Raw genomic sequence first — 15220 nt, forward strand, 5'->3', positions numbered from 1 at the left:
TGCAATTAAGCCGAACTCTTTTGGTTCGGCTTGAATATTGATATTTGCTCCCCTTTACCCCCACAAAACGTTACGTTGTCTCTTCATGAAATAACACTTCCTCTGTCAAATTGGGTTCACACAAAACAAACTTCTTAAACAGACTGCTATTTAGTGTTTAAATTTTGATCTATCAGGCAAACATCTTAACAAATAAGGTGACTAAGCAATCAAATGCAGTTCACTCACGTCGAATTTGTATAGTTAAATGCTAATATCTGGCAATGTTGTAAACTAGGTGTTTGATATGTTGCCTAAACTTTATAAGTTCAGAACGCTTCATGATAGAAACATACAATCTATCTCTGAGTGTTCATTGTGGTTTGATTACGCTAAAACCTTTAACAATCCTTTTGAATCGAACCACATATTTGACCCAACCCTTCAGAACGAGTTCAAGGTGATGTGCTTTTCCCAATCGAGCGACCACCCTATACTTTGGTCTCAGTACGGCGATAGCTTCAAAGGCATGTGTATTGAATACGACCTCAATCATTATGATGGAGAAGCGAAACTCAATTGTTTTAAAGTGCAATACGAAGATGACCCGACTCGATTTAGTTTGCCGTCTACCCTGGATTTACAAGGATCGGATTTGGGCACTGCACTATTCAAAATTAAGCATTCGAATTGGCGGTATGAAGAAGAATATCGGTGGGTTTTACATGATGACGAGCTCATTGGGAACAAGCTGTACCTAAACAAGGAGTGCTTAAGTGCTGTTATCCTTTCAGAGCACGCTCCGCCAGATAGAAAACTAAAAGTCCTTATGATCTGCCAAAGCCTTGGAATACCGGTCAAACACGCAATTGCGAGGCAGAATTCCTGTACTTTTGAAGTCGTCAATTAAATCAGATAGATAGCTAACGTACTGTTTAACAAACTTAAACATCACCACGAGTTACATTGTAACTAAAAGAGGAGCCGTATTAGATTGAGGCTCCTCTCTTTACATGTTTGTGGTCAACTTACCAGGTATTCTGGCCTGCATTTGCTCCATAGTCGCTACAGACATCTGAACCGTTGAAAACCAATAAGGTCGATGTTTAATATTAAACAATTCGCTATTCTCTAGGGCTTCAAAAATAGAGAACTTTCTGCCCTGCGAAAGCGCTGCACCGTACACGCTTCTTTCAAGGACTGGGATATCGTGAACTTCTTCGAGGATCGCACGTTTAATAAACTGGTTACTTGGGCTCCAATCTATGTAATCGACGAGTTTTTTCAGTAGCTTAGTGTCTAAGATTTCTATCATAGATTCGAGAAACTGTGTGTTCGGGATAACCTCTGTACACGCATAGTATTCGTCATGCTTGTCGCTTGCATCCCGATAACCAAGCATGGTTTTAACGAGTGCATCTTCAAACGTCGCTGAAAAATGATTACAAATGACGAATAAGGGCAGCGTTCTTAATACTCCAAGCAGAATACCAGCGTCTGGCTCTTTTACTGATGTTTCTTGTAGTCTCATTCTGGTCGAGTTTGCTGTCACGACGAGGTGTTGCCAGACCTTAGGAACAATAGGCTTGATGTTATCATCAGACCATTTAATGAGTTGCTGACTCATGAGTAGTGGAAAGAGTAATTTACAATTTTCTATTCCAATTTGTCTCGCTGCTACTTTTGGATCCAGTACCACTTTTGATTTTTTACCGTATTTTTCTGTAAATTCCGGATTCGACACAAACTCAATAAGACTTGAACTTAGTGGCCTACTTTCAGCTGAAATTTGATGCAACTTGGAGAAGTTCAAAGATGACGAATAAGCGACACTAGCGAAATGGTTAAAATCCGGAAGTTCAGAAAAAAGAGAGCTCATCAATGTTTGTTCAAGCTTCTCGATCATCAACTCGGAAGCTGTATTACACACATCATCTATGACGTAACGTAATGTCTTTTGCTTTGCGACGACTTTTTCACGACGAGCACTGACTCTGTCTTGTTCACATCGCAACAGAATTCGCTGATTGTGAGATATTCGATCATTCTCATCGAAAATAACGCTATCACAATAGCGATTTTCCAAACTTAACAGTGTGTCTACTGTCGTTTGTTTGAGTTTAAACTTTGGAGAGACTAACCACTTATTGAAGTGTTTTTCTACGTTAATTGAAACTTTTCTCGATATTTCAATAACTCCAGGAGTGTAATTTTTGTTTGCTAACAACAACCGTGACTTTCCTTGACATAATCCTAGCTATTCATCGTATTATATCCCAGCTATATATAATTAAGTCAATATTAATAGATATTTAAGATGTGCTAAGAACCGAGGATGTATAATATCTCCCTAAACATTTAGTTATAGTGTATTGGAGGTTCGTGTCGGAAGAGCAAGATCGTTGACTAACTTTCAATGTGTAAACGAATGTACTTTTCAAGGAAGCTGTATTTAAACTTTCGATTATCAGGCAAGTGTTTTCGCGCTTGTTTGCACACTCGGCTATCACCAGAAGTCATAACCTTTTTAATTCGGGCATAGCCTTTAGAGTGCCGCATTTCGATCATTAGGTCGCAGTACCCTTCGAGTTCGATCGAACTTTTCTTCATCCCTTTGAGGATTGAAGATTTAATTTTCTTTGCAACGGGATTAATTAGTGCATCATCAGCGAGTATGCTTGGAGACATAAAGCACAACAAAAATACGAGATGTTTCATACTGTTCTCAACTATGTGGTGTTGAGAACAGTATGCAAATTATTAGGAGAAGTATGAGGTTAAATTAGTACTAGAGATTAGTAAGCAAACCATGGTTTCAAAAGTTATGCCTTCTTGGAGCCTTTAGATTTGAAGCCATTGTGAGGAAATACGTTTCGAATACGTTGTTGAACATTCTTAGGAATATCTTTCGTGAACTTCAGGTTATAACCTGAACGCTTTGCGTAAACCTTAAGCTCTCCTTGAAATGCATTGTTATGACCGATTTCTTGAAGGTTGTGCTTAAAGCTAGGCGGTAAATGCCCTTTTACTTGTTCAATCGCACCTTCTTTGAACTTTATCTTCAGAACCGGTCTATCAATTGCGACGAGCCAAAAAACCAATACGGCTCCAATTAAGATTACATACATCATAATGCCACCACTATTGCTGCTTATTTGTCGTCGGAAAGAAGTTTACTCAAATCTTCTTTGAGACTGGTTACTGTTTTGCTGGCCTGCTCACTTCGAGACGCTTCACTAACCAAATACTCTATTGCATCAGATAACGTACAACCGAGCTCGTTTGCTCGTTGAGATAGCTTTTCCCAAACACGATAATCAAGATCGATAGACTTCTTCTTAGTATGAACTTGTTCGGCGTTGAAGTGACGTTTGCGCTTGGCTCTGATCGCTTGTTTAAGCTTGTTATCAAGCTCTGGCGACATGTTATTTGAGATCCACTCAAGAACGCCTGTAGGTTGGTGCTCTAGCTTCAATAAAGCTTGCACGGCAACATCAGCTTCACTTGAATCAATATGGCAGGTGATCGAATCACCTTCTTTCCATTTTTTTACCAGGTAGTTCCATTTCCAACCACATTCTAAATTTTCAAGCTGCTGATATTTCATGTCTAATCTCGAGAGTTAACCTAGTGACAGCGTAACCCATAATGGGTTGTTTAACAATTATTGTCTTGAAAGAATAGACCAAGATCATACTTATATTAGCTTAGTGTTTAGTAACTACAACATAGACCTATATGACTCCCCGCTTTTTCTATATACTCCCTACCTTATTATCATAATCAGACATTTAAATGACTCAAGTAGATTGGCGACATGTAACGCCTCAGTACGATGAATATAGCGCTCAACTAGAGCAATTCCCTGACATCTCTCCTTTCACATTCTCAGATATTCAACATAGATTTAGAGATGCGCTAACCCGTTTTGTACGCCTATCCAATCTTTCACGAGTTCTACTTGTTAATGCGCCTGACAATTCGATCTATCGTCAACTTATCGTTGAATCTTTAACGACGGAGTTAAACAACGAAGCTCAGCCTGTTGTAAAAACCGAATCTTTAAATGCAGCTACTTTGTTTGACCAAGTTCAGGCTAAAAATGGTGACATTGTAGCAACAAAGCCAGGCCTACTTTCTAGAGCAAACAATGGCTATCTGGTTGTTTCAGCCAATCTGATCCTGGCAAACCCAGGAAGCTGGCTATTATTGAAATCAGCGCTTCTCGGTGAAGCTGTTGAGCCAATTAGCAGTTTTCCTGAGCATCTAAATCAGGCTCCTATCGAGGCACTGACATACAACATTAAGTTGATTGTTGTCGGAGACCGCGCTCAACTTGGTGATCTGGATTACCTAGATGGCGATATTCAAACAGGGTTTTGTCTATTTAGTGAAATAGAACAAGATATTAAGCTCTCCAATGAAAGCCTAATGCAATACCTTGGCTATCTTAAGTGGTTGCAACGTCGCTATAACCTTCCAACGATAACTCAAGAAGCTTTGGTAGGAATCCTAACGGCAGGCGCAAGAGAAACGGAAGATCAGAGCTACATACCGCTATGTCCGATTTGGCATAACGCGCTGTTGAATGAAGCGCTCATCGAAGCAAATGGTGGTGACATTGATATTCACCATATTCAACAAGCTCAACAGCACAAGTACAACCGAGAGTCGTACCTGCCAGAGCGCGCCCTTGATGATATTCGAGATGGCCAAGTCATCATCGAAACAGAGGGTGAGCAAGTAGGACAAGTTAACGGCCTGACGGTTATCGACGTTCCTGGACACCCTATTTCTTATGGTGAACCGGCTCGTATTTCCTGTGTTATTCACTTTGGCGATGGCGACATTACCGATGTAGAAAGAAAAGCAGAGCTTGGTGGCAACCTTCACGCTAAAGGCATGATGATCATGCAAGCGTTCGTAAGCAGCGCGCTAAACCTTGAAGATCCGTTGCCATATGCTGCTTCTGTTGTATTTGAGCAATCATACTGCGAAGTTGATGGCGATAGCGCTTCTCTTGCTGAGCTTTGCTCTCTGGTAAGTGCTTTGTCGGAATACCCTATTAATCAACAAATAGCGGTAACAGGTGCTGTCGACCAATTCGGTCGCGTACAAGCCGTTGGTGGGCTAAACGAGAAAATCGAAGGCTTCTACCATGTGTGTAAACACAACGGGCTAACTGGAGAACAAGGCGTGATCCTTCCAAGATCTAACTTAAGACATCTTGCTCTGAAGCCAGACCTAATTGAAAGCATCAAAAACGAAGAATTCCATATTTGGTCTGTCTCTAATGTAGATGAAGCTATTCCTCTTATTATGAACGCACCATTTAGGGACGAAGAACAAGAAAGCGTTCTGAGTAAAATCGCGGAACGTATTGAAAACTTTGAAAGACATGAACACCCAATTGGAATTGTTGGACGCATTAAAAACTGGTTTGTCTAGTACTGATCGGACTTGTTTAGCGTACACCTGTTCACTAATATGCACCTATCAAAAATCGGAGTAATTGATAATGCAAAACAAACGTGATTCTTACACTCGCGAAGAGCTTCTAGCATCAAGCCAAGGCGAACTATGGCCAGAAGGCCCTCAACTTCCAGCACCAAACATGCTAATGATGGATCGCATCACTAAAATGTCTGAAACTGAAGGTGATTTCGGTAAAGGTTTGATTCTTGCTGAGCTGGATATTACTCCTGACCTATGGTTCTTCGATTGCCACTTCCCTGGTGATCCAGTAATGCCTGGTTGTCTTGGCCTAGATGCAATGTGGCAGCTTGTTGGCTTCTACCTTGGTTGGGTTGGTGGCAAAGGCAAAGGCCGTGCTCTAGGTGTTGGTGAAGTTAAATTCACTGGCCAAATCCTACCTACAGCTAAAAAAGTGACTTACGAAATTCACATGAAGCGTGTTGTTAACCGTCGCCTAGTAATGGGCCTTGCAGATGGTCGTGTTCTTGTTGATGGTAAAGAGATCTATGTGGCTAAAGATTTGAAAGTTGGTCTTTTCCAAGATACATCAGCATTCTAGTCTAATAGTTAGATTTTTAATAAAGCAGCCAATGGTTGCTTTATTTTTACGTCAATATGTTTAGTTATAGTGCATTAAAGTGTAACTAAATAACTCTGATCAATGATATGTCCACCAGCGAAACAATCTTAAATCACTTTATAAACTGCCCATTCGCGGTTTATAAGGCATTGTATAACTCTCAGAAACTAACAAGGCTCCAGTTGTTATAATCACAACATGGAGCCTTGACCTTTGAATATGTTCGCCCTATCTACTTATAGAGACCCGAATGCTTATCATCTTTGGCATCACGCCAACCACCTAACCAATACGATTTAGAATCCATTTGGCTATATGGGCAAGCTTCTTGTGACCTGCCATTTAAACCAGCTTTGTAACCTTGAGATTGTGCTCGTTCTAGGCGATCACGCTTTTGTCTCTTCATAGTGCAGTCCTCATACGGGTGTTCGTTTACTAACATACAATGATTACAACTTCGTGGAGTTTTGTTGACTCCAACTTTAAGAATCGACCACTTTTTAACTTTTCTCAAGGCGAAAAAAAGCCCGAATTCAGAATTGTGAACTCGGGCTCAAGAGATAAAATTATTTAAATTTTCTACGGAACCCTAACAGACCAAGTACAGTCAAACCTAACCAACCTAGACTACCGCCTTGACGATCAACTTTCTCTGAGTCAGCGCTACGAGTTTGAATATCTGCTTTGCTAGCTCCAGCAATCGGAATCAACTTAACAGCAACAACCTCTTCGACTGCATTAGATGCAGCGCCACCACAATATGAGTTATGTGACGTTGTATCGTATGGTTGTGTTGTTCCACCAACGGTACACTTGATAGCTGTTGCTGAGATCACACCTGCATCGTTGATACCTGAAGCGTCAATAATTCGAAACTTGTTGTTTTCTCCAGAAGCGTTGCCATCATTCGTTAGATCATCTAACCACCAAGCTTTGCTCTCAAACAACGCTATTCTTGATGCATCAGTACCAGTCGCCTGATACGGATAAATAAAACCTCGATGACGACGCTCACTACCATCTACTTCACGAGTTGTTTCGGCATCAATTTGACCAACAAACTCATTGAAGTTATTGACGGCTTTAGCTTCACCACTAGCACCACCAAAGAAGATACCACCAGACAAGTATGTTGCAGTCGGGTTTTTAGCATCCGTTACAACGAAAATCTTGTTACCTGCACTACCGCTCTCAGGTACATAGCCGTTACGTTTGGAATAACCAACAGCAAACAAGTTGTCGTTAATATCGGTCGCTACAGAGTTACTGTATCTTGCATCGTCATTCGATGAACCAGATTTAACTTCTGCACCACTAATCTGTGTAGTAGTCCATGTTGCAGTATCAAGATCTAATGAGCTACTCACAAAAACACTTGCATTCATGTCTTGTAGGTCACCATTACCATCTGCGGTGTTATAGCCTACACCGTAAAAAACAGAGTTCGACTCAACAATTGAGCGCATACTGCCTTGAGCAAAATAGTCTCCTTGTTGAGCATTGCCACTTCTTATCCAATCGATTGGTTTTGTTGTGGTGCCATCCCAAATCGCGGCTTTAGAGGCAAAGGCCTTATCTGGTTCAGAAGTATCTGTCGGCTTAAACTCCTCAGATACACTACCTACATTGTAAACTTTGCCGTTACTCGCTTTTATCGCGCGCCATGCTCGAGTTTCCGAAGAACCCTCAGGAGCTACTGAAGCAGTATGAAGAGCATTGTTACGGATACCGTCTTTTGATTTAACACCCAAAGGCTCGACAGTTAATGCATCGTTCACAAAAAGTGAGTTAATGACCGTATTTCGATCCGTGAATGTATCCCCACCTTCAACAAAGGCTTTCGCATTAACGTAAGTAAGATCGTTTCTTTCCTTACTCCATGTATCATTCCAACGATTTTGAGCCCAACTCTCACAGGTAGAATATCTTAACTCTCGGTAACAATAGTTTTCAAAATCATCGAACTCTTGAATATATTGGAACGGTGCGTCCATTGCGAAAGGAACTTCTTCACGATAACTTACAGCTTCAAGAGTATCGCGAGTTTCACCAGCTAATACATATGATGAACATGCCTTGCCATCAATGCTATCCCCACCAAAACAACCTAAGGTAGCTGTGAGATCTTGAGCTACTGTAGGAAACGCTGCTGGCTCTATCGCAACACCAAAGATTTCAGATGCACCAGTAATCGAAGTTTTGACTTCAACTACGTCATAAAGCGCAGCATTGGCATTAGTTGCAGCAAATACTAATGCTGCAACTGTTGTTAATTTAAATTTAGTACAAGTCATTATTACTTCTTAACTTTCCTGTTGTAGTGCCTCGAGCTCTTCCCAGCGCTCAAAAGCAACTTCAAGCTCCTGCTCTACTGCAGATAGCTTATCTAAAACTGGTTGTGTCTGCTCTACAGATTTTGAGAAGAAGTCTGGATCATTAACTTCTTGCTGCAGAGTTTCAATCTCGGTTTCCAATTCTTCCAAACGCAAAGGTAACGTTTCTAATTCTCGTTGTAGCTTATACGATAACTTCTTAGGTTTAGCTTTAACTGGCGCAGTTTTGGGAGTTTCCTCAACAACTTTCTCTGCCTTTGCTGGCTTTTCAGCCTGACGATACTCCAGTGCTTGTGCTCTTTGTTTCTGAGCATCGTGGTAACCACCAACAAACTCTTCAACTACACCGTTACCTTCAAATATCCAACTCGTCATTACCGTGTTATCAACGAACTGACGATCGTGGCTCACGAGAAGCAACGTACCCTCATAGTTGGCAAGCAAATCTTCTAAAAGTTCCAATGTTTCGATATCTAAATCATTGGTAGGCTCATCGAGAATCAACAAGTTATTCGATTTAAGGAAAATACGAGCCAATAACAAACGGTTTTTCTCACCACCAGACAGCGCTTTAACCGGTGTACGAGCACGTTTAGGAGAGAACAAGAAATCTTGTAAGTAGCTCAGAGCATGACGCTCACGTCCTCCTACAGTTACTTCTTGCTTACCATCAGCCAGGTTATCAATCACCGACTTCTCAGGGTCTAGAATTTCGCGGTATTGGTCGAAGTAAGCCACTTCAAGCTTAGTACCACAATGCAAACGACCTGAATCGGGTTTAAGTTGATCAAGAAGCAGTTTAAGCACCGTACTCTTACCGCAGCCATTTGGCCCGATAAGTGCGATACGGTCGCCGCGCATAATGTTGAAGCTAAAGTCTGTAACGATCTCTTTGCCTTCGAATGCAAAGTTAAGGTTCTCAGCTTCAAATACAATTTTACCTGAACGTGCAGACGTATCGATTTGGATATTCGCTTTACCTTGTACTTCACGACGATCTTGACGCTCTTCGCGAAGCTTTTTAAGGGCACGAACACGGCCTTCGTTACGCGTACGACGAGCTTTGATACCTTGACGGATCCAAACTTCTTCTTGCGCTAGCTTTTTGTCAAATTCAGCGTTTTGCATCTCTTCAACACGTAGCGCTTCTTCTTTCTCTAGCAAGTAGTTGTCGTAATCACCAGGGAAAGAACTTAGCTTGCCACGGTCAAGGTCGACAATGCGTGTTGCCATTGATTTGATGAAAGCACGGTCATGCGAGATAAAAATGATTGAACCGCGGAAGTCTTTTAGGAAAGCTTCTAACCATTCGATCGTTGCTACGTCCAAGTGGTTGGTTGGCTCATCAAGCAGTAATACGTCTGGGTCGCATACAAGCGCACGTGCAAGTGCTGCTTTACGTTGCCAACCACCAGACAGTTCCGTTAATTTGGTATTTGCTGTTAGTTTAAGTGCAGCAAGAACATTACTTACGCGATCTTCAAAACGCCACGCATTGGCATGATCCAATTTTTCTTGAACGCGGGTAAGACGGTTTAAATTTTTTTCGCTAGGGTCTTCTGCAATAACATCAAGTAAGTTGTGGTATTCCTTAAGCAACTCACCTATTTCAGCTAAACCACCAGATACGTATTCGTAAACAGAGCCCTGCTCATTACGAGGAGGATCTTGCTCTAAACGAGATACAACCACATCTTGTGTGATCTGCATCTTGCCGTCGTCCATGATGATGTTGCCAGACAAAATCTTCATCAACGTTGATTTGCCTGCACCATTACGGCCAACCAAACACACACGTTCGTTTTCTTGTAGTGCGAAATCCGCACCATCTAATAACGGGTGATCGCCAAACGCTAATTGCCCATTATGAATTGTAAGTAATGCCATTCTTCTTTAACCAATCGTTAAGTTCTAACAAGCCAAATGGCCAGTTAAGCTCTGAGTGTTGAGACAAATCAGAGCTTTCAAATTTGAGCACCGGAATAGTGACCCCGTAACGGGAAAAGAGCTCATCATCCAATGCGATATCCACCACATTGATCTGATGACTTATATTCAACTGTTCCGTGAGTTTGAATGCCATCTCACATAGATGGCACCCTTCTGTACTGTAGAGAGTCAGCACTATATATCCTTATACAATCTCTTAATTACTTATGAGTAATCAACCAGCAGTTATGAATGTGCTTGTTGCGAGAGAAATCCAGAGGCAACGTCTTAGACGAGATATTCTGAGCTTTAAGACCCAGCTCTTCCAGTCCTTCCATATCCATCTTGAAATGACGCTTGTTGTTAGAGAACACAATCGTGCCTTCTTCTCTTAGTAGACGCTTTAAATCTTCCATCAACTGGATGTGGTCACGTTGAACATCAAAAGATTGATCCATACGCTTAGAATTTGAGAATGTTGGTGGATCAATAAAGATCAAATCGTAAGATCCTTGCTCTTTCGCCAACCATTGTAAGCAGTCAGCTTGAACAAATTGATGTTGACGACCAACACGGCCGTTCAGTTCCATGTTCTCTTTTGCCCACTCAAGATACGTGTTCGACATATCAACAGTCGTTGTAGAGCGGGCGCCACCTACTGCAGCATGAACAGAGGCACTGCCTGTGTAAGCAAACAGGTTCAAGAAATCTTTACCACCAGCCATCTCACCAATACGACGACGAGTAATCTTATGATCTAAGAACAAGCCTGTATCTAAGTAGTCATGAAGGTTAACAATCAGCTTAACGCCGTATTCGTTTACTTCTAGGTTAGAAGAGTCTTGAGCCATCTTCTGGTATTGAGAACGACCCTTCTGCTTCTGACGAACCTTAAGCACGACGTTATTTGCTTCAACGCCAGTCACTTGAATAGACGCACGGATGATATCGGTTAAGCGACGCTTAGCTTTGTCTTCCGGCACATCTTTAGGTGCTGCGTATTCTTGAATCACAAGGTGACCTGGGTATACGTCAATCGCTACATTGTATTCTGGTAAGTCAGCATCGTAGATACGGTAGCAATCTAGTTGCTCTTTCTTGGCCCACTTACCGATTTTGCCAATGTTCTTTTTAAGACGGTTCGCGAAATCAGGAGCAATCAGCTGTTCTTGCTCGCCAGTAGGACGCTCAGACATAGGACGGTCTGAAATTGAGTAGTTCTTCTGGTGACACGGTAACGCACCGTTATTCAGTTTGAACTGTTTGTCTGCACGCATACGCAAGCAGCTAAGTAATTCATCAGAACTTGAGAAGATAGAAGCATTGCAACCGCCAAACTCAGCCTTCAGTTGAGCACCAAATGCCGTGTAGAGTGCAATCAGGCCCGGTTCTGTACCTAGACGCTCACCGTAAGGCGGATTAGACACAATCACACCATCAGTAAACTCTGTTGGGCGTTTAAGCTTTGCAGCGTCACCTACTTCGAATTCAATCAACTCTTCAACGCCAGCTCGACGTGCATTGTCACGCGCCGTTTTGATCATGCGTTCGTCGTTGTCATAACCGAAGAACTTACATTCTACTTTCTTAACGCCACGACGGCCTTGAACGTTCGCTTCAGCTTTAACTTCAGCCCAAAGCTCTGGTTCGAAATCTTCTAGTGATTCAAAACACCATTTCTGACGTTTCACACCAGGTGCCATGTTTGCAGCCATCATCGCTGCTTCAATCACTAACGTACCTGAACCACACATTGGATCTAGGAAAGGTTTGGTTGCATCCCAACCACTACGAAGAAGAATCGCTGCAGCAAGAGTTTCACGCAATGGTGCACGACCGGATTCTGGACGGTAGCCACGTTGATGAAGACCACTGCCTACCATATCCACACCAAGGATCGCCTTGTCACGATGCAGACGAACGTGAATGCGGATATCAGGATTTTCTTTGCTGATAGATGGACGCGGTAAAGACTTCTTCTCAAAGCAATCTACAACGGCATCTTTTACTTTCATCGCACCGTATTGGCTATTACGGATTTCGTTGTTCGTACCATTGAAATCAACAACGAAACGCTTAGTGCTATGGAATTGATTTACCCAGTTAACCGCAGTGGTCGATAGGTAAAGATCCATGTCATCCATACAAGTGAATTCTGAAAGGACACGTACAAATCGAGAAGCCAAACGGCTCCACAAACAACAACGATAAATTTGCTCATTGGTGGCTTTGAATTTAACACCTGCTTGAACAGGTTTTGCGTTTGTAATCCCTAGTTGGGTTAGTTCTTCAACTAATAAATTCTCAAGGCCATTTGAGGTAACCGCTAGATATTGATTCATAGTGTTCTTTTATTGATAAAAATGAGCTCGATTATACCTGAATTTGTTACCAGAGCATCACACTAAACTCGTCTTTTCATTGAATCTTTCGACTAACTGCTTAGCAAATGGTCAGTCATGAAGCGATCGCTTACCCGCACTCCCTTACAACACAACAACTCTCAATCTCACAGAAATAACACTCATCGATAGGCCCAAACCATTAAGTGCATTTATATTCACCCCTAAATTGGTATATACCAGATGGGGGTTTAGGTTGAAACTTAGCAACAAAAGACCTCAAACAGGGAATAAACAGAGGAAATCCGCTATCGATAGTGAGAGAATCGGTCGAAATTGAGGTTAAAAAAGATACGTTTTTTACAAATTAAATAAGTGAACAACGTCATTCAAATGAATGAACTACGTCGTATCTATTGAGATAGGCTTTTTTAGGCACAAAAAAATCGGCTATTAAGCCGATTATGGGGAAGGTATTACAGGTTTATTCGTAGCGATATTTGGTCGAAATAGTGTTCTATTAACGCTCTAGGTTAGAGGTTAACCCACCATCGCAATATGCGTTTGATGAAGGATAGCATTTGCGTCAGTCATTCTATCGTGCATGACTTTAATCGAGTCTCCAAATCGTAACCCTTTTGAAGGCGTTAGGAGGAACTCTTCTAAGTCTACAAATGCACATAAACTCGCACACTCTCCTACTTCTAATACAATGAAGTAACCAAGGCTATGCTCGTTATTCATTTGTACAATATCCCCTTCTTGAGGATATTCATGGCCTACGCCTTGTGAGTCGAAGAACCAGCTTTTAGGCTGTACAGGCTTATGAAAACGCTTCGCGGCCACACAATAAAGTGCAAGCTCGGCTTGTCGTGGCTCAGACAGTTCTAAGCCAGAAATTTGTTCTTTGAAGGTTTGGTAAGAAGATGCATCATCAACAGTGAATTCATTATCTTTAAAAGCGCAGTCCACCAGCTTATTGCGGACCAGATTCGTTTTAAAAATCATATCCTCTCCGAGGTTTAGCATCAATGAACATTGCTGCTCATCGTAATACCAACTCCATGTATCGCTAGGTTTAAGCATCATTTCGTCTCACACTGTTGAACCATTCCATTAGGTAAAACGCAAAATTACCTTCAATTACAGTAATTTTACTGCTCAACAGGCAAAAAAAAAGAGGAAATGAATTCCTCTTTCTTATCGCTTTTCTCTACAACTCAGTGAGTTACAGTGTCTCTTTTATCAAGACAATACCGGATTATAGATTTTCAGTGACGACTATTAGCTTTCAACCTATAGATCTTGCGAACTACCGATTTTACTAACTATAGATTTTTAACGATGTCACGAACAAGGCCTGGACCTTTGTAGATGAAACCAGAGTAAACTTGTACAAGCTTAGCGCCTGCCATCATTTTCTCTTTTGCAGCAACGTAAGAGTCAACACCACCTACCCCAATGATCGGTAGTTGGTCGCCTAGCTCTTGGTGAAGTTTACGAACAACTTCAGTACTGCGAGATTGAACTGGACGTCCGCTTAGGCCACCCGCTTCGTCGCAATGCTTCATGCCTTCAACGATACTACGATCCAATGTCGTGTTAGTTGCGATCACACCATCGATCTTATTTTTGATCAATGATTCGCAAATTTGGCTGATTTCGTCATCACTTAGATCCGGAGCGATCTTAAGAGCAAGCGGGACATATTTGCCATGCTTCGCTTCTAATTCGGATTGCTTGGTTTTTAGTTCAGACAACAGATCATCAAGTGCTTCGCCATATTGTAGCGAACGAAGTCCTGGAGTATTTGGTGAAGAGATGTTTACCGCAATGTAACCCGCGTATTGGTAAACCTTCTCCATACAGATAATGTAATCTTCTGCGCCCTTTTCAATTGGCGTGTCTTTGTTCTTACCAATATTGATACCTAAGATGCCGTCATAGTTCGACTTCTTAACATTCTCAATTAGGTTATCTACGCCTAGGTTGTTAAAGCCCATGCGATTGATAATACCTTCGGCTTCAACAAGACGGAACAGACGTGGTTTGTCATTACCTGCTTGTGGACGAGGAGTAACAGTCCCTACTTCTACAAAACCAAAACCCATTGCGCCAAATGCATCAATACATTCGCCGTTTTTGTCTAGGCCGGCAGCAAGGCCAACTGGATTTTTAAAAGTAAGACCCATGCATTCTACAGGTCGGTGAGGTAATTGTTGGCGATACAAAAGATCAATAGGTGTGCCGGTGAAGCGTTTGAAATTTTGGATTGCAAGATCATGTGCCTTTTCGGCATCAAGTTGGAAAAAGCCAGTTCTGGCTAGACGGTAAAGCATTGTGCCTCCGATAGAAAAAAGCGCCGTGTAAACGGGGCGATATTATTTACTTATTTACCCAACTATTCAATCTATTACTGTCTGTAAGGGTAAGATAATCGAGTTTGCTAACGAAAGAGGTTTATTATTAAGCAAACGTTACCGTATCCTCCAGTGAATGGTCTATTTGACTATCATTCATGTAACGAACATCGTTTAACTCGGCCAATTAGAAGCTAACTTTATCAAGCATAAGTTACTCAA

General features: G+C 41.7%; 14 protein-coding genes. 3 read left to right on the top strand and 11 right to left on the bottom strand.

The features are described from left to right. Positions 1 to 286: 286 nt before the first annotated feature. On the top strand, positions 287 to 889 hold the full coding sequence (locus AC3CKG_RS08665) for a DUF2971 domain-containing protein (protein ID WP_488528171.1): 603 nt from the start codon (positions 287 to 289) through the stop codon (positions 887 to 889). Between the two features lie 99 nt (positions 890 to 988). Here the strand turns inward: AC3CKG_RS08665 and AC3CKG_RS08670 are convergent, their stop codons facing one another. The 4 genes from AC3CKG_RS08670 to matP form a co-directional block, all read right to left on the bottom strand. After that, positions 989 to 2209 carry a hypothetical protein gene (locus AC3CKG_RS08670; RefSeq protein ID WP_488528172.1) on the bottom strand — a complete coding sequence of 407 codons (1221 nt, stop codon included), beginning with the start codon at positions 2207 to 2209 and terminating at the stop codon, positions 989 to 991. A 176-nt stretch (positions 2210 to 2385) separates the two neighbouring features. Next, complete coding sequence (locus AC3CKG_RS08675; protein ID WP_488528173.1) at positions 2386 to 2697, bottom strand: hypothetical protein; 312 nt, start codon at positions 2695 to 2697, stop codon at positions 2386 to 2388. 104 nt (positions 2698 to 2801) lie between these two features. Next, positions 2802 to 3110 carry a DUF3634 family protein gene (locus AC3CKG_RS08680; RefSeq protein ID WP_017106976.1) on the bottom strand — a complete coding sequence of 103 codons (309 nt, stop codon included), beginning with the start codon at positions 3108 to 3110 and terminating at the stop codon, positions 2802 to 2804. 20 nt (positions 3111 to 3130) lie between these two features. Beyond that, the gene (gene matP, locus AC3CKG_RS08685) at positions 3131 to 3586 is read right to left on the bottom strand and encodes a macrodomain Ter protein MatP (protein ID WP_017106977.1); all 456 of its coding nucleotides are present in this window, start codon (positions 3584 to 3586) and stop codon (positions 3131 to 3133) included. A 188-nt stretch (positions 3587 to 3774) separates the two neighbouring features. Here matP and AC3CKG_RS08690 point away from each other — a divergent pair, with 188 nt between their 5' ends. Beyond that, positions 3775 to 5427 (top strand): AAA family ATPase, encoded by a 1653-nt coding sequence (locus AC3CKG_RS08690; protein ID WP_488528174.1) that lies wholly within the window; start codon positions 3775 to 3777, stop codon positions 5425 to 5427. A gap of 70 nt (positions 5428 to 5497) precedes the next feature. Then, positions 5498 to 6013 (top strand): bifunctional 3-hydroxydecanoyl-ACP dehydratase/trans-2-decenoyl-ACP isomerase, encoded by a 516-nt coding sequence (fabA, locus tag AC3CKG_RS08695; RefSeq protein ID WP_029223508.1) that lies wholly within the window; start codon positions 5498 to 5500, stop codon positions 6011 to 6013. Positions 6014 to 6266: 253 nt separating this feature from the next. Here fabA and rmf read toward each other — a convergent pair whose 3' ends face one another. From rmf to pyrD, 7 genes are all read right to left on the bottom strand, one after another. Beyond that, positions 6267 to 6440 (bottom strand): ribosome modulation factor, encoded by a 174-nt coding sequence (gene rmf / locus AC3CKG_RS08700; protein WP_017074275.1) that lies wholly within the window; start codon positions 6438 to 6440, stop codon positions 6267 to 6269. A 160-nt stretch (positions 6441 to 6600) separates the two neighbouring features. Further along, positions 6601 to 8328, bottom strand: a complete 1728-nt coding sequence (locus AC3CKG_RS08705) for a DUF3466 family protein (protein ID WP_488528175.1) — start codon at positions 8326 to 8328, stop codon at positions 6601 to 6603. A gap of 9 nt (positions 8329 to 8337) precedes the next feature. Then, positions 8338 to 10254: an ABC transporter ATP-binding protein gene (locus AC3CKG_RS08710; RefSeq protein WP_065104257.1), complete on the bottom strand. Its 1917-nt coding sequence runs from the start codon at positions 10252 to 10254 to the stop codon at positions 8338 to 8340. After that, positions 10232 to 10450, bottom strand: coding sequence for a glutaredoxin family protein (locus AC3CKG_RS08715; protein ID WP_032500367.1), 219 nt, complete (start codon positions 10448 to 10450; stop codon positions 10232 to 10234). The genes AC3CKG_RS08710 and AC3CKG_RS08715 overlap by 23 nt, the downstream gene beginning before the upstream one ends. 67 nt (positions 10451 to 10517) lie before the next feature. Next, on the bottom strand, positions 10518 to 12638 hold the full coding sequence (rlmKL, locus tag AC3CKG_RS08720) for a bifunctional 23S rRNA (guanine(2069)-N(7))-methyltransferase RlmK/23S rRNA (guanine(2445)-N(2))-methyltransferase RlmL (protein WP_102299728.1): 2121 nt from the start codon (positions 12636 to 12638) through the stop codon (positions 10518 to 10520). A gap of 540 nt (positions 12639 to 13178) precedes the next feature. Continuing rightward, positions 13179 to 13727 (bottom strand): cell division protein ZapC, encoded by a 549-nt coding sequence (locus AC3CKG_RS08725; protein WP_017106984.1) that lies wholly within the window; start codon positions 13725 to 13727, stop codon positions 13179 to 13181. 239 nt (positions 13728 to 13966) lie between these two features. Then, positions 13967 to 14977: a quinone-dependent dihydroorotate dehydrogenase gene (gene pyrD / locus AC3CKG_RS08730; RefSeq protein WP_017106985.1), complete on the bottom strand. Its 1011-nt coding sequence runs from the start codon at positions 14975 to 14977 to the stop codon at positions 13967 to 13969. Between the last annotated feature and the right edge of the window lie 243 nt (positions 14978 to 15220).

This window comes from Vibrio sp. QJM3NY_15 (assembly GCF_057785995.1).